A 21344-nucleotide genomic window follows, 5' to 3' on the forward strand; every position below is an offset into this window, starting at 1 on the left:
CGGCATGATGTCCCTTCCTGATTGTAAGATTTGCTTTTCTCGTGTTTGAAGGGTCTGGCCTCATGGTTGCTCAAATGATTCATCAAGTGAAAACCTCCCTATCCTGCCTGCTTCTGATCGGGGCGCTGCTGCTCGCACCTCAAGTCGGACTGACGCCAAGTCTTGCCGGGGATGCTGCCGAGTTTCGAGCGCACGGCTTTTCCTCCGATGAAGCCGGACGCTATTTTGCCTTTGAGGAATTTGGTGCACAAGATGGCTCGGGCTTTCCCTTCTCCAACATTTATATTGTTGATCTCAAAGAGGATAAGTGGGTGCCCGGCACCCCGGTGCGGGTGCTGATCGAGGATGAAAGCCAAACCCCCTTGGCGGCCCGCGTCAGCGCCTTCCAGCAGGCCACCAGCATTATGCAACAATATGATATCACCCGTGCTGGTGTAATGATGGCCGCCTCTCCGCTCAATGAGGTGAGCGACAAATCGACCTTGTCCTTCCATCAGGCCATCAATCCGCTGCTCTCCGGCCAACCTGCGCCCTACAAGCTGCAGCTGAGCAACATTGATGTGATGGACCTCAATGATTGCGGCTTTGCCGACAATCGGGTGATGGGCTTTGCGCTGAGCATGACCAAACCGGACGGCAGCCATGTCGACATTCATGATGAAGCCTCTGCCCCCAAGTCTCGCGGCTGCCCTCAGCGTTATCATTTGGTTGCGGTCTTCGCGCCAGACCGTTACAGGGTACAAAGCTATGCGGTTGCGCTGGTCGGCGTCTTCAGTCGGGGATTTGAAGGCCCGACTATGCGGTATATTGCGGTGCCGTTCGCATTCTAAGTCAATCCATTGAAAGACAAGGACATACCATGCTGTCAGAGCAAGAGCTTGAACGCTATGCCCGCCATATCCTGTTGCGGGATGTCGGTGGGCCGGGGCAGCAAAAGCTGAAAGCTGCCCGGGTGCTGGCGATTGGTGCAGGCGGGCTCGGTTCTCCGCTTTTGGCCTATCTGGCAGCCGCTGGCGTTGGAACGCTCGGCGTGGTGGATGACGATGTCGTCTCCCTGTCCAATCTGCAACGCCAGATCGTCCATGATAGTGACGCGATTGATCTGCCCAAGGTCGAGAGTGCCGCCCGCAGCCTTGCGCGCATCAACCCCCATGTGACGGTGGTTGCCCATCAAACCCGGCTTGATGCCGACACGGGGGCGAAGCTTGTGGCGGCCTATGATTTGGTGGTTGATGGTTCGGACAATTTCGATACACGCTATCTTGCCGCCGATCTTTGCGAAGCAGCCCAAAAGCCTTTGATCACAGCCGCAGTGGGCCTGTTTGATGGCTCCATCACAACGCTGAAGCCTTTTGAGACGGACGAGAAGGGCAATCCGAACCCGCGCTATCGCGACCTCTTCCCCAATCGCCCAGCGCCGGGCAGCATTCCCTCCTGTGCTGAAGCCGGGGTGCTCGGTGCCTTGACCGGGGTGATTGGGTCCATGCAGGCGGTGGAAGTGATCAAGGAGATTGTCGGCCTTGGCGAGGGGCTGGTGGGGCGCCTTGTCCTCTATGATGCCCGTGCGATGCGTTTTGAGACCATCCGCTATAGGCGGCGGCCGGATTGAGACACGCTTTCCCGGGGACCGAATCGGATCCGGAACAAAGCCCGATTGACCCCGTGCAAGATGGTGGCCAGCCGGGCTTTGGCTTGGATTTCGGGCTTTCTAAAGCATCGATGGCAGCACACGGTCCGGTGGGCGGTGGCCATCCATGAAGGTCTTGATATTGACGATGACCTTCTCGCCCATATCGGCGCGCCCTTCCTTGGTGGCCGATCCCATATGCGGGATCAGCACCACGCGATTCGACTGGACCAACTTGGAATTGACCGCTGGTTCATGCTCGAACACATCCAGCCCCGCACCGGCAATCTCCCCATTCTGGATCATCCGGGCGAGTGCATTCTCGTCAATCACCTCGCCCCGCGCCGTGTTGACGATATAGGTGTTTGGATTGATCAGCTTCAAACGCCGGGCCGACAGCAAGTGATAGGTGGCTGGCGTGTGCGGACAGTGGATCGAGAGGACATCCATCCGGGCCAGCATCTGATCAAGGCTTTCCCAGTAGGTCGCCTCCAGCTCATGCTCGATGGCCTCCGGCAGCCGACGGCGATTGTGATAGTGGATCTGCATGCCAAAGGCCTTGGCGCGGCGTGCAACTGCCTGCCCGATCCGGCCCATGCCAATGATCCCGAGGCGCTTGCCCCAGATCCGGTTGCCCAGCATCCAGGTTGGTGACCAGCCGGTCCAATTCTTCTGATCCTTCATCACCTCGATGCCTTCGGCCAATCGGCGCGGCACCGCCAAAATCAACGTCATCGCCATGTCCGCCGTGTCTTCCGTCAGCACGCCTGGCGTATTGGTAACGGTGATGTTGTGATTGCTTGCCGTTCCCACGTCGATATTGTCGACGCCATTGCCAAAATTGGCAATCAATCGGAAATTCTCCCCCGCTTGCGAAATGACATGGGAGTCAATTCGGTCGGTGACGGTGGGCACCAGCACATCTGCATATTTCACCGCCTCGACCAACTCGGCCTGACTCATCGGTTTGTCTTCGATGTTCAAGCGCGTGTCGAACAGTTCGCGCATGCGTGTTTCCACAGCGTCGGGAAGCTTCCGCGTCACAACAACAATCGGCTTGGTTTTCGCCATAGCTTTGCCCTATTCATGCCTCATAGCGGCACCGGTTTGCATTGGCTCTGATCCACGCAAAACCTTTCCAGATCTTTTCCGCAGCATCAGGCTGGTTGGTTTCTTCCCGGTGGCCGACTTTGGTTTGCAGCGCATAAAAACATGCGCCAAGGTCGTTTCCGCTTCCGATGCTATAGGCAAAGGCAACAGGTTGACCAGTCATTCCATGGTTTTAGACGAAACCCGGTGGACTTGGGATTTGCGCCATTGGTTAAAGGAATCTTTATCCGGAAATGCTAGTTTGGTCAGATATATCGCAATGCAACACAGACAAAGGGATGGGATGCAGATTCGGATGACATTGATGAAACCAGGCACTGCAGTTTTTCTGTTGGTGATGGCGCTTTGGATCCTTGCCGCCGCTCCCGTTGCTGCCCAAGGCACCAGCGTTGGCCCGTCCGGGCTGAAGGTGCCCCGCTTTGTTTCGCTCAAGTCCGACCGCGTCAATGTCCGTGGTGGTCCTTCGACCGACCATCGGGTCAAGTGGGTCTTCCGTCGCGCAGGCCTGCCGGTGGAGATCGTTCAGGAATTTGAGAACTGGCGCCGCATTCGCGATTCCGAAGGCGAAGAAGGCTGGGTCTATCATTCCCTGCTGTCCGGTCGTCGGACGGCCCTTGTCAGCCCATGGCAACGCACAGGCACCATCATTTCCCTGCGCAAGGCACCACAGGAAGAAGCCCCGATCGCGCTGAAGGCGCAGGTCGGTGTTCAGGTCAATATCACTCTGTGCGATCAGGGATGGTGTGAAGTGCGTGCCGGTGAGTATGAAGGTTGGCTGAAATCCAATCTGCTCTGGGGTGTCTATCCCGACGAGAAGATCCGATAGGCTGAAGATGATCAGACAAGGCGCGCAAAAACTGGCGCCGACGATCCGTCATCGAACCATTCCATTTGAACCATTTGAACCTGTCAGAGGGGCTTGAAAGCCAAGGTCAGGCCTTGATCAGGCGTGATCCTGTTTCTTGCGCAGACGCACCACCACGTCGACACGGGTGATCTCCATGTCTTCGGGAACTTCAGGCAATTCCGACACATGCAGGCCGCCGGGGATATCGACGACCTTGCCATCTTCTTCGAGATAGAAGTGGTAGTGATCAGAAACATTGGTGTCGAAATAGGTTTTGGTGCCTTCAACAGCCACTTCACGCAGCAAGCCAGCCTGCGTGAACTGATGCAAGGTGTTATAGACAGTTGCAAGCGAGACAGAGACATTCACACTTTCAGCTTCTTCGTGCAGCAGCTCGGCCGAAACATGACGATCACCCTTGGCGAACAGCAGTTCAGCCAGAGACAATCGTTGTCGGGTCGGGCGCAGCCCCGCTTTCACCAGCAAATCCCGTGCGGAACGCTTGTCAAAGTTGTGCAGCTCTTGCTTCATGCAGCTTGTCCTCGAAAAGTCACTTTCGCTGTTGCAATCCACCCATGCAAACCCTCCGTGTCATCACCCAAATGTGATCGTCCATCGAGGCGCAAAATTGGTCATGCAACGCGTCTTTACTCAAGCAGATATAGTGCCTTTTGGCCGAAACGGCAAGTAATGTTCATGTTTTCGCAGCCTTGGAGACGGTTTTTCCTTTCATCACGAACCACGTGCCTTGACATGGTCAAAATTCTCCTGCACTCAGACACCCTTTACGGAACTGTGCAATTTGGTGATTACGTTACGGAAACGGCAGGTTGGAGAGACCGACGAAACGCCATCGGAACGCACGGATTCTGCGGCATTTTTCCGGCGAACAGATGTTAACTTAAACATTTGCACGCCTAGTGCTTGCCAAAAGAACACGCTATATAGGCAGAAGGCAGATCAACAAAAAGACTTAGCAGTTTGTTCGTAGACGCCCGACACGAAGATTTGGCATCCTGAAGGTCGTCCTGATGACGCAAGGCCAGCCGCAGGACCATATCGGGCCAATGAGTACGGACAGCCTGACCTGAAGACAGGTAGACTCAAGAAGGATAAGAGTGGAAACCGAATGGAACAGCGCCAATCCAGCTATAGCTATGAAGAAATCTTGACTTGCAGCCGCGGCGACATGTTTGGACCAGGCAACCCGCAATTGCCTCTGCCGCCGATGCTCATGCTGGACAGAATTACAAGCATTTCCGAAGATGGTGGTGAGCATGGCAAGGGTCAGATTTTGGCGGCCTACGACATCACCCCTGAGCGCTGGTTCTTCGATTGTCACTTTGCAGGCGATCCCGTGATGCCGGGTTGTCTGGGTCTGGATGCGCTGTGGCAGATGACCGGATTCTATTTGGGCTGGCTCGGTCTGGAAGGCAAGGGTCGCGCTATTTCGGTTGGCGAGATCAAGTTTGCCGGTCAGATCACCCCTGACACCAAGCTGGTTGAATATGGTGTTGACTTCAAACGCGTGATGAAGGGCCGTCTCAATCTTGGCATTGGCAATGGCTGGGTCAAGGCTGATGGTGAAGTGGTCTTCACCGCCAAGGATCTGCGCGTTGGCCTGTTCAAGGACAGCTAGGTAAGACAGCCATTGAACTTTCGCGCGCGGCTTGTCCGCGCGCATACAAGCCCCCATGTTGCGGGGATGGCCTCAGACAGGTATGACCGGCCCACCCGGTTGCTACCTGTTCGGATCGGCCAGCTCCGGATGATGCGGTGCAAGGACGGGTTTTTCGGCAGGCCGGGTGACGAAAAGATCGGACCTGCGGTCGGAAAACCAAACCAACAGACAAGCAAATGCGGGTGAGACGGATGCGACAAGGCAGTATGTCTGGCCCTGAAACAGCAGCGCCCCGAATTTGATAGTGAGGCCTAGATTATGAGACGTGTTGTCATCACCGGCTTGGGAATTGTTTCCTCCATCGGCAACGATGCAGAAGCCGTAACCGAATCCCTGCGGACCGCAAAAGCCGGCATTACCTTCTCCGAAGACTTTGCCGAACATGGTTTCCGCAGCCAGGTCTGGGGTCGCCCAGACATTGACACGACCGACCTCGTGGACCGCCGCGCCAAGCGCTTCCTGTCCACCGGTGGTGAATGGAACCACGTCGCCATGAAGCAGGCGATTGCAGATTCCGGCCTCGAGCAGGATGACATCACCAACGAGCGCACCGGCATTATCATGGGGTCAGGTGGTCCATCCACCCAAACCGTGGTCAATGCCGCAGACATCACCCGCAAAAACGGCTCGCCAAAGCGCATCGGGCCTTTCGCAGTGCCAAAGGCGATGTCTTCGACTGCCTCTGCAACTCTGGCAACTTATTTCAAGATCCACGGCGTCAACTACTCCATTTCTTCGGCTTGTTCCACGTCGGCACACTGCATCGGCAATGCCTATGAGCTGATCCAGATGGGCAAACAGGATGTCGTCTTTGCTGGTGGCCATGAAGATATCGACTGGTCCATGTCGAACCTGTTTGACGCCATGGGCGCCATGTCTACCAACTTCAACGACACGCCGGAAACCGCGTCCCGTGCGTTCGATGCCAACCGCGATGGCTTTGTGATTGCCGGTGGTGCTGGTGTGCTGATTTTGGAAGAACTGGAACATGCCAAGGCCCGTGGTGCCAAGATCTATGCCGAACTGGTTGGCTATGGCGCCACCTCGGATGGCTATGACATGGTTGCTCCAAGCGGTGAAGGCGCCAAACGCTGCATGCGTCAGGCGTTGGCGACCCTTGATGGCAAGGTTGATTACATCAATTGTCACGGCACTTCGACGCCGGTTGGCGACACTGCCGAAATCGGTGCCATCCGTGAAGTCTTTGGTGACGACCAGCCGTATATCGGGTCCACCAAATCCCTGACCGGTCACTGTCTGGGCGGTGCTGGTGTTCAGGAATCCATCTATTCCTTGTTGATGATGCAGTCTGGATTTGTCGGTGAGTCCGCCAATATTTTCGAACTGGATCCTGCAATGACCGACATGAACATTGTCCGTCAGCGCATTGACAAGAGCTTCGATGTGGCGCTATCCAACTCATTCGGGTTCGGTGGCACCAATGCCACCCTTATTTTCCAGCGATATAACGGATAAGGGCGTCCAGAAGCATGACAGGTCTGATGCAGGGGAAACGTGGCCTCATCATGGGTGTTGCCAACAGCAATTCAATTGCTTGGGGCATAGCCCAGATGTTGCACGATCAAGGGGCAGAGCTGGCTTTCACCTATCAAGGGGAAGCATTGGGCAAGCGGGTCAAGCCACTGGCGGAAAAGCTGGGGTCGGACTTTGTTTTGCCGTGTGATGTCGAGGATCTGACGTCGGTCGACACCGTCTTTGATGCGCTCAAGGAGCGTTGGGGCAAGATCGACTTCATCGTCCACGCCATTGGCTTTTCCGACAAGAATGAGCTCAAGGGTCGTTACGCCGATACCAGTCGGGACAACTTCTCTCGCACGATGGTCATTTCCTGCTTCTCCTTCACGGAAGTGGCAAAGCGGGCAGCGGAATTGATGACCGAGGGTGGATCAATGATCACCCTGACCTATGCAGGGTCGATCCGTGTGATGCCGAACTATAATGTCATGGGTGTTGCCAAGGCGGCGCTTGAAGCATCGGTTCGTTATCTCGCCTATGACTTCGGTCCATCGGCCATCCGCGTCAACGCGATTTCCGCCGGTCCGGTGCGCACGCTGGCGGGTGCGGGCATCTCCGATGCACGCGTGATGTATAATTACCAGCGTGACAACAATCCGCTGCGCGAAGTCTGCACCATCGAGGATGTTGGCGGCACAGCGCTTTATCTGCTTTCGGATCTGTCAAAGAAAGTCACCGGTGAAGTGCATTTCGTTGATGCAGGCTATAACTGCATTTCCATGCCAACGCTTGAGACATTGTTCAGCATGGAAAAAAACGGCGCATGATCCGCTGAGCGAACAGTCTTGGAAGATTGAAAAAGAGGGCATGGCCCTCTTTTTTTGTGTCAGTATCCCAGACAGAAACAGGATACAGGATAAAGGGCATCTATGAAGGGGGGCCATGCGGCTCGACCTGTTCCAAAGGCGATTTTGTGAAGACCAGATGACAAGCTGTGTTGCTATTTTTGATGTCCCCAACACTCTTTTGTGTAAAATAATTCAATTGGATCCATTTTAGACTCAGTTAACCAAAGCCGTTGCGACTTTCTTTAACTAACGGGCTCTAGGCTAGCGACGTGTTGGATAATTCCGAGAGTCATCATGTCCGAATCGTCAGGTCCTTACTTGCAGCGCGATCCGAACCTCAATACGAGCGTCAAACTGTTCTCCCTCGGGGTGATGATGCTTGTGGCCCTGGGTCTATCTCTATACAGCGATCCGCTGATCCGTCAGATCCCGATATTGCTGCTTGGAATGCTGGGCGCCTACTCCTTCCTCATTGCAACACAAGGGGCAAAAAATCGAGGTGAGCGCGACCGCTGCCATCTGGAGAAGCTGAAGACCAAGGACAATTTGACCGGTCTGTCTAATCGCCAACTCTTTCTCTCCACACTTTACAGTCGCGCACGATCGCCGGAATATCAAAACACCCCTTTTGCGCTGGTGTTGGTGGACATAGACCGGTTCAAGGAGCTCGATACGATCCTCGGTACCGAGAACGGGGATCTGCTGTTACAGGAATTTGCGATCCGCCTGCAGCATTTCCAAAGGGATCCCAAGCTGGTCGCTCGTCTTTCTGGCAACGAATTTGCGATTTTGCTCGATGATATTGGGGCAAGCAGCGATTTTCCCAACCGTATCGAGATTCTGCATGCCTATCTGAAACAGTCCTACCGCTTTCATGGCCGCCCGATTGACATCACTGTCTCTGGCGGCTTTGTGCTGTTTCCGGACCATGGCTACCGCACGGCCAATCTGCTTCAGCATGCCAAAATGGCTCTGCTGCGCGCCAAACAGGAAGGGCGCGATCAGGTCTGCATGTTTGAGCAACGTCAGGATGTCCGCGCCCATATCGACCATGAGCTGTCGCAGGAAATGGGTAAGTCCATCGCCAATCGTGAATTCTGCCTTCATTATCAGGGCCAGTTCTGTTTGCAGACCGGCAGGCAGGTGGGCTTTGAGGCTCTGATGCGTTGGAACCATCCGACCCGAGGCTGGATTTCGCCGGGCACCTTCATTCCCCTTGCTGAACGCAATGGCCTCATTCTGCCGCTCTCGGATTATGCGCTCAGAGAGGCCTGCCGCCGCGCCGCCAGTTGGCGCCAGCCGCTGAAAGTTGCGGTAAACCTGTCGCCGATCCAGTTCCAGAAATCCGATCTGGTGCCCAATGTGGCCCGTATACTCGAGGAAACCGGCCTGCCGCCGGAACGGCTGGAGCTGGAGGTGACCGAAAGTCTATTCATCCAGACCAGTCAGCGCACCATCGAAACCCTCAACCAGCTGCGGGCCATGGGCATTTCCATTGCACTGGATGACTTCGGCACCGGCTATTCTTCGCTGAGCTACCTGTCCGCCTTCCCGATCGACAAGATCAAGCTGGATCGTTCCTTTGTTCGTGATCTCAATCAGAGCAACGGCAACATGGCGATTATTTCCGCCGTCATCGGCATTGGCAAGAGCCTCGATATCTCGATCACGGCCGAAGGCATCGAGGACAAGGAAACCATGGAAATGCTGCGGATCGCTGGCTGTCATCATGCACAGGGCTTCCTGCTCGATCGGCCGCACGATCTGGCACAGGCGCCGGGGTTCGAGATGACCGAGCCGGAACCGAACCATGAAAGCGAGATGCACGGGCTCAAGCTGATCCGCAACCCCCATCTCTGCGCGTGACAAGGCGTTAAGGGCTTGCCGAGCGCTTTTCGTGCCGTCACCTGTCCCCTGAGGGGCCCTGAGCGGCAAGTTTCCCTTCGAATGACATCTCGCATCACGCGACAAAAAAAGCCCGTCAGAGCAGATCTGACGGGCTTTCTGATTTTCAGAGAACGGTAAGCGCCAAGCGCTTAGTCTTCGCTCTTCTCTTCCTTGATTTCTTCACCGGTTTCCTGATCGACCATTTTCATCGACAGGCGAACCTTGCCACGCTCATCAAAGCCCAGCAGCTTGACGAAGACGGCATCGCCTTCCTTGACCACGTCGGTCACCTTGTTGGTGCGTTTCGGGGTCAGCTGGGAAATGTGTACGAGGCCGTCGCGGGCACCAAAGAAGTTGACGAACGCGCCGAAATCGACGGTTTTGACAACCTTGCCCTTGTAGATCTCGCCAACTTCCGGCTCGGCCGCAATCGACTTGATCCAGTTAAGAGCAGCGGTGATGGCTGCGCCGTCGGAAGAAGCAACCTTGATGGTGCCGTCGTCGTTGATGTCGATCTTGGCGCCGGTTTTCTCGACGATTTCACGGATGACTTTGCCGCCGGAGCCGATGACTTCACGGATTTTGTCGACCGGAATTTTGATGGTTTCGATGCGTGGAGCATGCTCACCAACTTCCGGACGGGCTTCGGACAAAGCGTTGCCCATTTCACCCAGAATGTGGAGACGACCGCCTTTGGCCTGCTCCAGAGCGACTTTCATGATCTCTTCGGTGATGCCGTCGATCTTGATGTCCATCTGCAGCGAGGTGATGCCCTCAGAGGTACCAGCCACTTTGAAGTCCATGTCGCCGAGGTGATCTTCATCACCCAGAATGTCGCTGAGGACGGCAAACTTGTCGCCTTCCTTGATCAGACCCATGGCGATACCGGCAACCGGAGCCTTCAGAGGCACACCGGCATCCATCAGCGCCAGAGAGGTGCCGCAAACGGTGGCCATCGAAGAAGACCCGTTGGATTCGGTGATCTCGGACACAACACGCAGGGTGTATGGGAAATCATGATGAGCAGGCAGAACTGGACGAACCGCACGCCAAGCAAGTTTGCCGTGACCGATTTCACGACGCCCTGGGGACCCCATGCGGCCAGCTTCACCAACGGAATATGGAGGGAAGTTGTAATGCAGCAGGAAGGTTTCCTTGTAGGTGCCTTCGAGCGAGTCAACAAACTGCTCGTCGTCACCGGTGCCAAGGGTCGCAACAACGATTGCCTGCGTTTCACCACGGGTGAACAGGGCAGAGCCGTGGGTGCGTGGCAGGGTGCCGACTTCAGACACGATTTGACGGACGGTGGAGAGATCACGGCCATCGATGCGCGAGCTGGTTTCGATGATCTGACCACGAACGATGCCGGCTTCGACCTTTTTGAAGACGTCACCAACCAGCGATTTGGCAGGCGCTTCTTCATTCTCTTCGTCGCACAGGGCTTCGACCACTTTCGCCTTCACCGCATCAACCGCATCGCGGCGTTCGGTTTTGGAGGTGATTTTGTAAGCGTCTGCCAGCTCGGAGCCGACAATCTCGAGCACTTTGGCTTTCAGCTCGCTATTGTCAGGGGTGACAAAGTCGCGAGGCTCTTTGGCTGCTTTTTCAGCCAGACGGATGATCGCTTCGATCACTGGCTGGAAGCCACGATGACCGAACATCACAGCGTCGAGCATGGTCTGCTCGGAGAGATTTTGCGCTTCGGATTCCACCATCAGAACCGCGTCGGTGGTACCGGCAACGATCAGGTCCAGGGTGGATTCATCCATCTGGTCAACCGGTGGGTTGAGCACGAATTCGCCATTGATCATGCCAACGCGCGCACCACCGATTGGGCCCATGAAAGGCACGCCGGACAGGGTCAGGGCAGCAGAAGCCGCAACCATCGCCAGGATGTCCGGGTCATTTTCCATATCATGGCTCATCACGGTGATGATGACCTGGGTTTCGCACTTGTAGCCTTCGACGAACAGCGGACGGATCGGACGGTCGATCAGACGGGAAACAAGGGTTTCCTTCTCGCTTGGACGACCTTCGCGTTTGAAATAACCGCCAGGAATCTTGCCAGCCGCGTAGGCTTTTTCCTGATAATTGACGGTCAGGGGGAAGAAATCGAGGCCCGGCTTTGGCTGTTTGGCCGAAACAACGGTGGCCAGAACGGTGGTGCCACCCAGAGAGGCGACGACGGCGCCGTCAGCCTGACGGGCAACCTTGCCGGTTTCGAGGGTCAGCGTTTGGCCGGCCCATTCAATTTCTTCGCGTTGAATATCGAACATTTAAATGTCCTCTTTGCATACTGCTCCAATATACGGACAAAGGTGGAGCGTGATTGAGTTCACTCACGGGCAAGACAACGAGCAGCTTTTTTGCGGCAAGGGGAAAGAAGCTGCTGGCAATCCTGCCAGTGAGACATTGAATCAGTATATCCGTTTCGGCACTGATTCACTTTCTGTGTTTAGCGTCTCTGGTGACTTAGAACCAGAGCGACCGATGGACTTTCCCCGCATGCAAGCCGATTGCAAAAGGAGTGCATCTATTGCGGAGGAAACAGGGTCCGCTCGGTGAATGCTTGGTAAGCATCTTGCGGACCAACAAATATCAAAAACGCGGCAACCATGTGGCTGCCGCGTTTTTTTGGATTAGCGACGCAGCTTCAGACGCTTGATCAGATCCTGATAACGCGCTTCGTCTTTTGCTTTGACATAGTCAAGCAGCTTACGACGCTGGGAAACCAGTTTCAGAAGGCCACGACGCGAGTGATTATCTTTCTTGTGAGACTTGAAGTGCTCAGTCAGATTGACAATACGCTCGGTAAGCACAGCAACCTGAACCTCAGGGGAACCGGTGTCGCCTTCTTTGGTGCCATATTCTTTGATCAGTTCTTGCTTGCGTTCAGCAGTGATCGACATCGTTTTCTCCTTGATTGTTTTGCTGATCCCCATTGTTGAAAACGGGTGGATGATCAGGCAGATTGAAAACGCGCCTCGGCCAGAGTTCTCCCTCGATGATTTCGCAAATTGCGACCAGCATGCCGGCATTCATGGCAGCGGCATACCCTTCGATGGGAGCATCCTGTCCTCGCAGCAGCACCGATTGACCTCGGCGTAGTCTTGCTGCGGCGTTCCTGTTTATGGCCAGTGCCGGGATGTCGTCCAGCGCGGTCTCCACAGGAAGCAAGGCATCAGCGAGCCCGGTTTTTGGCCCTGGCTCGTCGGGCGCACTATGGCTCAACCGTTCCAAATCGTCCAGCGAAATTAGCATTTCCTCACGAAATGGGCCGGAAAGGAGCCGACGCAGGCCAATCACATGGCCTCGCGTTCCAAGATGCCGCCCAATATCCCGCGCTAAGGACCTCACATAGGTTCCTTTGGAACATTCGGCGACAAAAACGGCGGTATCCTCGTCGATGACTTCCACGAGGTCCAGCTCATGCACAGTGATTGGCCGGGCGGCCAGTTTCACCTCTTCCCCATCGCGCGCAAGATCATAGGCGCGTTCGCCATTGACCTTGATCGCCGAGAAGGCGGGTGGCACCTGCATGATGGTACCGGTAAAATGGTCAAGACAGGCGTCGATCTCGTCCTCGGTCGGGCGATGGGCCGAGCTGTCGGTCAGCTCCCCTTCCGCATCATCCGTTGCGGTTTCCTCACCCCAACGCACCGTGAATTCATATTCCTTCACCCCGTCCATGACAAAGGAAACGGTCTTGGTCGCTTCGCCTATGGCAATCGGCAGACAACCGGTCGCCAATGGATCGAGGGTGCCCGCATGGCCGACCTTCTTGACGTTGAAGATCCGCTTGATGGCGCCAACGGCCTGCGTTGAGGTCATGTTGAGCGGCTTGTCGAGTGCGATCCAGCCATGCACGTCCGTGCGACGCTTGGCGCGGAATTGCTGTTTCTTTTTGCGCGGCTTGCGGGGCGCGTCCTCGTCAGAGCGGGATGCTGCGCCTTCGATCTGGTCGTCAGTCACTGGATCACCCTCACTCGTCTTCGCCGTCATCTTCGTCACGCTTGAGATCCTGAACCACCCGCGGGGAGCTCAAAAGCGCATCAATCCGAGAGGCTTCATCAAAGGTCTCGTCATAGCGGAAGCGCAGATCCGGTGTATGTTTCATCGCCAGATCGCGGCCCAGCCTGCCGCGAAGATATTTTTTATGCCCGTTGAGGGCATCGACAATCGCCTTTTCCTGCCCGGTTGCACCGAGCGGCATGACGAAGGCAGTGGCCAGCGTCAGGTCCGGGCTCATGCGCACCTCTGGAATGGAGATCACATGGGTCTCCAGGAAAGGGTCAATCAGCTCGCCTCGGGTCAGGCATTCGGATAGGGATTTGCGAACCAGCTCGCCGACGCGCAGCTGGCGTTGCGATGGCATGCCACCGCCTTTGTGAGAACCACGTCCCATGATCTATTCCAAAAAGTTGAGGACAGGGACCGGGATTGGACCGACCCTGCCGGATATCAGACCCGGTCATCAAACCGGTTCTGTCAGTCTTTACGGCAAAATGCGCAAAGGTCAAAGCTTGCGCTTCGACCTTTGCCGAACTTGGTTAAGCCAATCTGTCAGTGACCGTTGGCTTGTTATGTCCACGCCCTGCCTTACAGCGAGCGGGCAATTTCTTCAACGCGGAAGCACTCGATCTGGTCACCCGCACGCAGGTCCTGATAATTCTCGAAGGCCATACCGCATTCCTGACCAACATTGACTTCCTTCACTTCGTCCTTGAAGCGTTTCAGGGTCGACAGCTTGCCAGTATGAATGACCACATTGTCGCGCAGCAAACGGACGCCCGTGCCGCGTTCCACGGTGCCTTCGGTAACGCGGCAACCCGCGACCTTGCCAACCTTGGTGATGTTGAACACTTCCAGGATTTCGGCGTAACCGATGAAGGTCTCGCGCACTTCTGGCGACAACAGACCGGACATCGCCGCTTTCACATCATCGGTCAGATCGTAGATGATGTTGTAATAGCGGATCTCGACGCCTTTTTGTTCAGCAGCCTGTTTCGCCTGTGCGTTGGCACGCACGTTGAAGGCCAGGATCGGCGCACCGGAGGCCGCGGCCAGGGTCACGTCCGATTCGGTTACACCGCCGACACCGGAATGCAGCACCTGCGCCGAGATTTCCTCGTTGCCGATATTGTCCAGCGCACCGATGATGGCTTCCACCGAGCCCTTCACGTCACCCTTGATGACAAGCGGGAAGGATTGGGAATCGCCACTGGCCTTGAGGTTGCTGAGCATCTGCTCAAGCGAGCCCTTGTTGGCTTTCGCCGCCGCCAGATCCTTGTTCTTGCGAATCCGGTAGTCGGTGATTTCTCGTGCCCGACCTTCGGTTTCAACAACCGCAAACTGGTCACCAGCGTCAGGGGCTGCATCAAAGCCGAGAATTTCGACCGGCTTGGAAGGCTCTGCTTCGTCAACCTTGTCGTTTTTGTCATCGATCAGCGCGCGAACCTTACCCCATTGTTCGCCAGCCACGACAATGTCGCCGACTTTCAGGGTACCATTTTGCACCAGTACGGTGGCCACAGGACCACGGCCCTTGTCGAGCTTGGCCTCAACCACGATGCCATCGGCTTCGCGGTCCGGGTTGGCTTGCAGTTCAAGGATTTCGGACTGCATCAGAATGGCTTCGAGCAGATCGTCGAGGTTGAGGCGCTGCTTGGCAGACACTTCCACTTCGAGCACGTCACCGCCCATGCTTTCGACAAACACATTATGCTGCAGCAATTCGTTGCGCACACGGCTTGGGTCGGCGGCAGGCAGGTCGATCTTGTTGACCGCCACAATGATTGGCACGTCCGCGGCACGGGCATGGTTGATCGCTTCGATGGTCTGCGGCATCACGCCGTCATCGGCAGCGACCACGAGAACCACGATATCGGTCGATTTGGCACCACGGGCACGCATTTCGGTAAAGGCAGCGTGGCCTGGCGTATCGATGAAGGTGATTTTCTGGTCATTCTGTTCGACCTGATAAGCACCGATATGCTGGGTAATGCCACCGGCTTCACCCTTGACCACATTCTCTTCGCGAAGCGCATCAAGCAGCGACGTCTTACCATGGTCAACGTGACCCATAATGGTCACCACGGCCGGACGGGATGCAAGGCTTTCTTCGCTATCGCTCTTGTTGAACAAACCTTCTTCAACATCCGACGCGGCGACACGTTTTACACTGTGGCCCAGTTCTTCGGCCACCAGCTGTGCGGTGTCTGCATCAAGAAGATCGACGGTTTTGACCATCTGGCCCTGTTTCATCAGAATCTTGATCACGTCAACGGCCCGTTCGGTCATGCGCTGGGCCAGTTCCTGAACGGTAATGGTTTCAGGAATGACCACTTCGCGGAAGACCTTCTCGCGCGGCGTATCCACCATTGCAGCCTTCTGCTTCTGGCGACGGCGACGCATGGAAGCGAGCGAGCGTTCCCGTTCATTCTCATTCAGCGCGTTGCTCAGCGTCAGGCGGCCACGACGACGGTCATCGCTCTTCGGCTTGGCTGGCTGCTGGCGGTTCGGATCTTCCGGACGCACACGTTTTGGCGCTGGCTTGAGCGTTTTTGCACCTGGCTTGCCTTCCGCAGTCGGATCTGGCGCTGCCGGGGCAAAACCACCACCAGCTCCCGGACGCGCACCACCAGGGCGGGCGCCTGCTGGACGTGCACCGCCTGGACGGTCACCACCAGCGCGTGGCGGGCGATCCCCTGTGCGTGGAGGACGGTCACCGGTCCGTGGTGGGCGATCTCCTGTGCGCGGGGGACGATCACCGGTCCGTGGAGGACGGTCACCTGTGCGTGGCGGGCGATCTCCCGTGCGCGGCGGACGGTCACCTGTGCGTTGTTGTGGACGGTCGCCAGAGCGCTCGTCTGAACGGGCAGGGGCCCGCTCTGCGGGTTTCTCCGGCTTGGCCTGGGCAGAGGCCGCGGCTTCTGCGGCTTCGCGTGCCTTGCGCTCTTCTTCGGCCTTTTGGGCTTCTGCTTCTGCCACTGCCCGCGCGGCGTCTTCTTCAGCCTTGCGCTTGGCAGCCGCTTCGGCTTCAGCCTTGCGACGGGCATCTTCAATCTTGCGGCGCTCTTCTTCTTCTTTCTTGCGCACTTCCATTTCGCGAGCGCGAACTTTCGCAGCTTCAAGCGCCTGGAGGCGTTTTGCATTTTCCGAAGAAGTCAGATTGCGCTGAGAAGAAGCACCCTGGCCCTGACCACCGCCGCCATTGCCCTGACGGTTGCGCTGGCCCTGACGTTGGCCCTTGCCACCGCCACCGGCTCTTGGCTTGCCGCCAGCCGCAGGGGCCTGTCCACCACCCGATTTGCTCGGTGCAGCATCAGCACTTGGCTGTGCGGCCTCCTTGGCGGGCGTGTCGCCAGCTGGCTTGGCAGCAGGTTTCCCGGCATCACCTGGTGCGGTGAAGCGGCGTTTCTTTTTCTCGACAACCACCGCTTTGGAGCGCCCATGGGAGAAGCTCTGTCTCACGGTGCCTTGGCCGACATTCTTACCAAGAGACAGGGTCTTCTTCTCGGTTGGGCCATTGGTGTTGTCGTTGTTGTTTTCGTTACTCATGTCTCGGTCAATATCCTTCGCTGCCTCTAGGAGGCGTCTGCAGCGTGCCGATCATCCTGGCCGCTGTCCGAATCTCGTATGTCTGGCTGCAGATAGGCATCAAGCCTAGCAACCTGGTTGCGAACCGCCTTGCCAGCGGATCCCGCCAGCAACGCGCCATGTACCACATTTCCCTGCCCAAGGGCTGTGCTGAGTGCCTCGGCGCTGAACCGGCGAACAAGAGGAAGTTCACCGTCGCTGCCCAAATGGCGTCGCACGACCTGAGCCAATTTTTTCTGGCCATCTTCTGCGGCATCTGACGCATGTATTAGGCCAATTGCAGAGCCCTGCGCAATAGCCGTTTCGACCTTGGCAAAGCCAGTGACAATCTGTCCGGCCTTGCGCGCCATCGAAAGGGCCGACAGGCAACCCAGTTCCAGTTGCTCCGCGACCAGCTCTGCCAGCCTGTCAGGGAGCGTGACTTTCTGTTTGAAACCGCGCGCAAACAACCCCTTCTGAGCTGCCTGCTGCACCAATTCCATGCGCGCCGTCACCCAGACCCCACGTCCGGGTAACCGCATTTTGAGATCCGGCACCACGCTGTCGTCAGGAGCGAGGACAAATCTGATCATCTCGTCCTTGGTCAAAATGTCCCGTGTAACCAGACATTGTCGCGTGGTCTGTTCGCTCTTACGCGGCACGATTTATCCTTTCCGGACCAATGATGTCAAATCCTGTCGGGCCTTCAGACGTGTTTTTTTGCTCTTTGGCCCCTCCGGAGGTCCTTCAACCGCCGAAAATGCCAAAAAACAACCTTAAACGAGTTCATTCCGAACGCATTTGGAACGGGCGACCCGCGCAGGCGGATCGCCGGTTGCCTGCTTACCGCTCTTCTTGTTCTTCAGAGTCGGTTTCGTCTTCCGCTTCGGCGTCGTCTTCCGCTTCGGCGTCGTCTTCCGCTTCGTCTTCCACATCACCTTCGGTTTCAGTGTCTACGCCGTCGAAATCCGCCAGACTGTCTTCGTCTTCGCTTTCCAGCTGCTCATATTCCGCAGCTTCTTCTTCGCTCAGAAGTTCGGAAGGCTCGATCCAGCCAGCCGCAACGCGGGTCAGCATGATAATGTCTTCGGCTTCCTGACGGGAAATGTCGTAATCGGACAAAGCACCCTTGAAGCGCTTGACTTCGCCATCCTTGCGTTCGGACCAACCCACCAGATCGTCGGTTGCGCAACCGGCCAGATCTTCAATGGTCTTGATGCCGTCCTTGCCAAGACCCACCAGCATTGGCAGGGTCAGGCCTGAAATTTCCAGCAGATCGTCGGACACGCCAAGCGCGATGCGCTCTTCATTGAGCTGCTGGGCCTGTGCTTCGAGATATTCGTTGGCACGGGTCTGCAGTTCCTGCGCGGTTTCCTCGTCAAAGCCTTCAATGTCGGACACTTCGCTTGCATCCACATAGGCGACTTCCTCAATCGAGGTGAAGCCTTCGGACGCCAGCAGCTGGGCCACAATATCATCCACATCCAGCGCTTCCATGAAGAGTTCGGCGCGCTCGTTGAATTCCTTCTGGCGACGCTCGGATTCCTCTTCCTCGGTCATGATGTCGATGTCCCAACCGGTCAGCTGGGAAGCAAGACGCACATTCTGACCGCGACGGCCAATGGCCAGCGACAGCTGATCATTCGGCACCACCACTTCGATGCGCTCGCTGTCTTCATCCAGAACCACCTTGGCCACTTCGGCCGGCTGCAAGGCATTGACGATGAAGGTCGCAGGATCTTCAGACCAGGGAATGATGTCGATTTTCTCGCCCTGCAACTCGTTCACAACGGCCTGCACACGAGAGCCACGCATACCGACACAGGCGCCGACCGGATCGATCGAGCTGTCCGAGGAAATCACGGCAATCTTGGCGCGGGATCCGGGATCACGGGCAACGGATTTGATGGTGATGATGCCATCATAGATTTCCGGCACTTCCTGAGCAAACAGCTTGGCCATGAATTGCGGATGGGTCCGCGACAGGAAGACCTGCGGTCCACGTTGCTCACGGCGCACATCAAAGATGATGGCGCGGATGCGGTCGCCGGGACGGAAGGCTTCGCGCGCAATCAGCTCATCGCGGCGGACAATCGCTTCGCTGCCGGCAATATCGACGGTCACGTTGCCATATTCGACACGCTTGACCTGACCATTGACGATCTCGAACTGACGGTCCTTAAACTCTTCATACTGATGATCACGCTCGGCTTCGCGCACTTTCTGCACGATCACCTGCTTGGCGGACTGAGCCGAGATGCGGCCAAATTCCAGTGGCGGCAGCAAATCAGCCACCGTATCACCGATCTTGGCGTCCGGATGCTTGTCCTGTGCATCGACCAGCGCGATCTGGGTTGCGTAATCCTCGACCACTTCGACCACTTCCAGCAGACGCTCAAGACGGGTGTCGCCAGTGCGCGGGTTTATGGTCGCCCGGATTTCGGTTTCCTGACCATAGCGGGAGCGCGCTGCCTTCTGGATGGCGTCCTCCATGGCCCCGATCACGATCATCCGATCAATTGACTTTTCACGCGCCACGGCATCTGCGATCTGCAGAAGTTCAAGACGGTTTGCACTGATTGCCATTCTCAGCGTCTCCTATTCCTGTGCGTCGGCAGAAGGGGCCTCAACCACTTCAGCGTCTTCAGCGGACTGGCTTTTCATTGCCATATCCATCAGTTTGTCGGTCATCACCAGCTTGGCTTCGCCCAGTTGGGAAAGCGGAACTTTTACATTTGGGTCGGTGTCTTTCGGCGCGTCTGGCAGGATCAGTTTCAGATCCTCTCCTTCGACACCGTCCAGCATGCCACGATAGCGGCGCCGACCGTCAATCGGCTGGCTCAACTCGATCTTTGCCTCATGGCCGGCCCATGCGATGTAATCACGCTTGCGGACCAGCGGCCGGTCGATGCCCGGCGAGGACACTTCGAGATAATATTCCTTGTCGATCGGGTCTTCCACGTCGAGCACGGGCGACACCGCGCGCGACACGGTCTCGCAGCCATCAATCGTCATGGTGCCGTCCGGCTGCTCCGCCATGATCTGGACAGTGCAGCCATTGTCTCCGGTGATCCGAACCCGCACCAGATCGAAACCGAGATCGACGATCACCGGTTCAACAATGCTGGCAACACGGGCCTCAAGGCCTTTTTCGCTAAAAAGGCGGGCTTCAGTTCCGGCTTGCATTTCAGTGCTTTCAACCATGGAAAGCCAGTCTCCGTATCTGATCGCAGCCCCTATTTGGTCAGGCTGCGTCGTCATCATCATTCTGGGACATGCTTGGCACGGCTTGCTGCCTTTCTCGTCCCCCTCGGACCGGGCGAGCCGCCTTCAAGCCTGCAACAGGCCGGAAACGAAACGCGTGCCGATCTTACTTGTACCAGATTTTGCTGCCCGAGCGGAGAGCCGCCAATAAAAAAGAGCGGGTCCGGTGGGCCCACTCTAAACAGCTTGTCTAGATTTTGGAGGACTTATACACCGATTTAGCAGCAAATTGCAAGTCCACATCGGTTTTGTCCGGATCAAGTCTTGGATCAAATACGCAGAAAGCTGAGATATTGCGGTTTACGCCCCTCACGAAAGGCTTTTTCTTCATAGCGCGTCCGCTTCCAGTCCGGATAGGCTTCCAGTCGTTCAGCCGGGTTCTGGCATTGCTCGACCAGCTCGGGCACCGCTGCCACATGCTCGAGCGTCCATTCCACATAATCCTCAATATCGGAAGCAAAGCGGAAGATCCCGCCGGGCTTCAATACCCGCACGAAGCGTTTGAGGTTGCGATCCGAGACAAACCGGCGCTTCCAGTGGCGCTTTTTGTGCCATGGGTCTGGATAGAGCAGGAAAATCCGGTCAATTGATGCGTCCGGCAGCCAGTCAAGCACATGGGCTGCATCTTCGTCATACATCCGAATGGTTTCGATGCCTTCCTTCTCGATCTGGCCCAGCGCCTTGACCGCACCATTGATGAAAGGCTCACAGCCGATGATGCCAACAGCGGGATTCTCCATCGCCTGCCGCACCATATGCTCTCCGCCGCCAAAGCCGATTTCCAGCCAGACGGTCTTGGGCGCGTGCGAAAAGATCGATTGAATGTCGCTGATCGGTTCAGACGGATTGACGCTGATTGTTGGCAGCAGGTCATCGACCAGCTTTAGCTGGGTCGGGCTCAAGGGCTTGCCCTTGCGGCGTCCAAAAAAGGCCGTGGCGACCTGTTCTTCTATCAGGCGGGATTTGGAAGGGCGGAAGCGCGGTTTGGGAGAAGAAGATTCGGTCATGACAGTCGGTGGTCTGAAA

The 21344-nt window shown here is 56.5% G+C and carries 18 protein-coding genes; 7 read left to right on the forward strand and 11 right to left on the reverse strand.

Features of this window, described 5'->3' with window-relative positions; translation table 11 throughout:
* The first annotated feature begins 86 nt into the window (after window positions 1-86).
* On the forward strand, window positions 87-830 hold the full coding sequence (locus FDK21_RS09275) for a DUF2259 domain-containing protein (protein WP_157967538.1): 744 nt from the start codon (window positions 87-89) through the stop codon (window positions 828-830).
* A gap of 29 nt (window positions 831-859) precedes the next feature.
* Window positions 860-1609: a molybdopterin-synthase adenylyltransferase MoeB gene (gene moeB / locus FDK21_RS09280; RefSeq protein ID WP_138148285.1), complete on the forward strand. Its 750-nt coding sequence runs from the start codon at window positions 860-862 to the stop codon at window positions 1607-1609.
* A 99-nt stretch (window positions 1610-1708) separates the two neighbouring features.
* Here moeB and FDK21_RS09285 read toward each other — a convergent pair whose 3' ends face one another.
* Window positions 1709-2698 carry a D-glycerate dehydrogenase gene (locus tag FDK21_RS09285; RefSeq protein ID WP_114008114.1) on the reverse strand — a complete coding sequence of 330 codons (990 nt, stop codon included), beginning with the start codon at window positions 2696-2698 and terminating at the stop codon, window positions 1709-1711.
* A gap of 343 nt (window positions 2699-3041) precedes the next feature.
* Between FDK21_RS09285 and FDK21_RS09290 the strand changes: the two genes are divergently transcribed.
* Complete coding sequence (locus FDK21_RS09290; RefSeq protein ID WP_114008605.1) at window positions 3042-3563, forward strand: SH3 domain-containing protein; 522 nt, start codon at window positions 3042-3044, stop codon at window positions 3561-3563.
* A gap of 117 nt (window positions 3564-3680) precedes the next feature.
* Here FDK21_RS09290 and irrA read toward each other — a convergent pair whose 3' ends face one another.
* The gene (irrA, locus tag FDK21_RS09295; RefSeq protein WP_114008112.1) at window positions 3681-4115 is read right to left on the reverse strand and encodes an iron response transcriptional regulator IrrA; all 435 of its coding nucleotides are present in this window, start codon (window positions 4113-4115) and stop codon (window positions 3681-3683) included.
* A gap of 598 nt (window positions 4116-4713) precedes the next feature.
* Here irrA and fabA point away from each other — a divergent pair.
* From fabA to FDK21_RS09315, 4 genes are all read left to right on the forward strand, one after another.
* Window positions 4714-5223: a bifunctional 3-hydroxydecanoyl-ACP dehydratase/trans-2-decenoyl-ACP isomerase gene (gene fabA, locus FDK21_RS09300; RefSeq protein WP_114008111.1), complete on the forward strand. Its 510-nt coding sequence runs from the start codon at window positions 4714-4716 to the stop codon at window positions 5221-5223.
* A gap of 300 nt (window positions 5224-5523) precedes the next feature.
* Window positions 5524-6741: a beta-ketoacyl-ACP synthase I gene (fabB, locus tag FDK21_RS09305; RefSeq protein WP_114008110.1), complete on the forward strand. Its 1218-nt coding sequence runs from the start codon at window positions 5524-5526 to the stop codon at window positions 6739-6741.
* A 14-nt stretch (window positions 6742-6755) separates the two neighbouring features.
* A complete protein-coding gene (fabI, locus tag FDK21_RS09310) occupies window positions 6756-7568 on the forward strand; it encodes an enoyl-ACP reductase FabI (RefSeq protein WP_114008109.1) in 813 nt (270 codons plus the stop codon).
* A 315-nt stretch (window positions 7569-7883) separates the two neighbouring features.
* Window positions 7884-9455 carry a bifunctional diguanylate cyclase/phosphodiesterase gene (locus FDK21_RS09315; RefSeq protein ID WP_138148286.1) on the forward strand — a complete coding sequence of 524 codons (1572 nt, stop codon included), beginning with the start codon at window positions 7884-7886 and terminating at the stop codon, window positions 9453-9455.
* A 170-nt stretch (window positions 9456-9625) separates the two neighbouring features.
* Here the strand turns inward: FDK21_RS09315 and pnp are convergent, their stop codons facing one another.
* The 9 genes from pnp to trmB form a co-directional block, all read right to left on the reverse strand.
* A complete protein-coding gene (pnp, locus tag FDK21_RS09320) occupies window positions 9626-11752 on the reverse strand; it encodes a polyribonucleotide nucleotidyltransferase (RefSeq protein WP_114008107.1) in 2127 nt (708 codons plus the stop codon).
* A gap of 363 nt (window positions 11753-12115) precedes the next feature.
* Complete coding sequence (gene rpsO / locus FDK21_RS09325) at window positions 12116-12385, reverse strand: 30S ribosomal protein S15 (protein WP_114008105.1); 270 nt, start codon at window positions 12383-12385, stop codon at window positions 12116-12118.
* On the reverse strand, window positions 12369-13478 hold the full coding sequence (gene truB, locus FDK21_RS09330; protein ID WP_114008104.1) for a tRNA pseudouridine(55) synthase TruB: 1110 nt from the start codon (window positions 13476-13478) through the stop codon (window positions 12369-12371). The genes rpsO and truB overlap by 17 nt, the downstream gene beginning before the upstream one ends.
* The gene (rbfA, locus tag FDK21_RS09335; RefSeq protein ID WP_114008103.1) at window positions 13459-13881 is read right to left on the reverse strand and encodes a 30S ribosome-binding factor RbfA; all 423 of its coding nucleotides are present in this window, start codon (window positions 13879-13881) and stop codon (window positions 13459-13461) included. The genes truB and rbfA overlap by 20 nt, the downstream gene beginning before the upstream one ends.
* Window positions 13882-14075: 194 nt before the next feature.
* Window positions 14076-17036, reverse strand: coding sequence for a translation initiation factor IF-2 (gene infB / locus FDK21_RS09340; RefSeq protein ID WP_138148287.1), 2961 nt, complete (start codon window positions 17034-17036; stop codon window positions 14076-14078).
* 26 nt (window positions 17037-17062) lie between these two features.
* Window positions 17063-17716 (reverse strand): RNA-binding protein, encoded by a 654-nt coding sequence (locus FDK21_RS09345; RefSeq protein ID WP_171022011.1) that lies wholly within the window; start codon window positions 17714-17716, stop codon window positions 17063-17065.
* Window positions 17717-17897: 181 nt separating this feature from the next.
* Complete coding sequence (gene nusA, locus FDK21_RS09350) at window positions 17898-19640, reverse strand: transcription termination factor NusA (RefSeq protein WP_138148289.1); 1743 nt, start codon at window positions 19638-19640, stop codon at window positions 17898-17900.
* A 12-nt stretch (window positions 19641-19652) separates the two neighbouring features.
* Window positions 19653-20258, reverse strand: coding sequence for a ribosome maturation factor RimP (gene rimP / locus FDK21_RS09355; RefSeq protein ID WP_114008099.1), 606 nt, complete (start codon window positions 20256-20258; stop codon window positions 19653-19655).
* A gap of 329 nt (window positions 20259-20587) precedes the next feature.
* The gene (gene trmB, locus FDK21_RS09360) at window positions 20588-21325 is read right to left on the reverse strand and encodes a tRNA (guanosine(46)-N7)-methyltransferase TrmB (RefSeq protein WP_114008604.1); all 738 of its coding nucleotides are present in this window, start codon (window positions 21323-21325) and stop codon (window positions 20588-20590) included.
* Window positions 21326-21344: the final 19 nt, after the last annotated feature.

The organism is Cohaesibacter sp. CAU 1516, from assembly GCF_005771485.1.
Taxonomy (GTDB): Bacteria; Pseudomonadota; Alphaproteobacteria; order Rhizobiales; family Cohaesibacteraceae; genus Cohaesibacter; species Cohaesibacter intestini.

Coding starts and splice junctions, on each gene's coding strand:
- rbfA (WP_114008103.1), bottom strand. CDS start 13,881: ATGGGACGTGGTTCTCACAAAGGCGGTGGCATGCCATCGCAACGCCAG.
- truB (WP_114008104.1), bottom strand. CDS start 13,478: ATGACGGCGAAGACGAGTGAGGGTGATCCAGTGACTGACGACCAGATC.
- infB (WP_138148287.1), bottom strand. CDS start 17,036: ATGAGTAACGAAAACAACAACGACAACACCAATGGCCCAACCGAGAAG.
- fabI (WP_114008109.1), top strand. CDS start 6,756: ATGACAGGTCTGATGCAGGGGAAACGTGGCCTCATCATGGGTGTTGCC.
- fabA (WP_114008111.1), top strand. CDS start 4,714: ATGGAACAGCGCCAATCCAGCTATAGCTATGAAGAAATCTTGACTTGC.
- irrA (WP_114008112.1), bottom strand. CDS start 4,115: ATGAAGCAAGAGCTGCACAACTTTGACAAGCGTTCCGCACGGGATTTG.
- rpsO (WP_114008105.1), bottom strand. CDS start 12,385: ATGTCGATCACTGCTGAACGCAAGCAAGAACTGATCAAAGAATATGGC.
- FDK21_RS09290 (WP_114008605.1), top strand. CDS start 3,042: ATGAAACCAGGCACTGCAGTTTTTCTGTTGGTGATGGCGCTTTGGATC.
- trmB (WP_114008604.1), bottom strand. CDS start 21,325: ATGACCGAATCTTCTTCTCCCAAACCGCGCTTCCGCCCTTCCAAATCC.
- FDK21_RS09315 (WP_138148286.1), top strand. CDS start 7,884: ATGTCCGAATCGTCAGGTCCTTACTTGCAGCGCGATCCGAACCTCAAT.
- FDK21_RS09285 (WP_114008114.1), bottom strand. CDS start 2,698: ATGGCGAAAACCAAGCCGATTGTTGTTGTGACGCGGAAGCTTCCCGAC.
- moeB (WP_138148285.1), top strand. CDS start 860: ATGCTGTCAGAGCAAGAGCTTGAACGCTATGCCCGCCATATCCTGTTG.
- pnp (WP_114008107.1), bottom strand. CDS start 11,752: ATGTTCGATATTCAACGCGAAGAAATTGAATGGGCCGGCCAAACGCTG.
- rimP (WP_114008099.1), bottom strand. CDS start 20,258: ATGGTTGAAAGCACTGAAATGCAAGCCGGAACTGAAGCCCGCCTTTTT.
- nusA (WP_138148289.1), bottom strand. CDS start 19,640: ATGGCAATCAGTGCAAACCGTCTTGAACTTCTGCAGATCGCAGATGCC.
- fabB (WP_114008110.1), top strand. CDS start 5,524: ATGAGACGTGTTGTCATCACCGGCTTGGGAATTGTTTCCTCCATCGGC.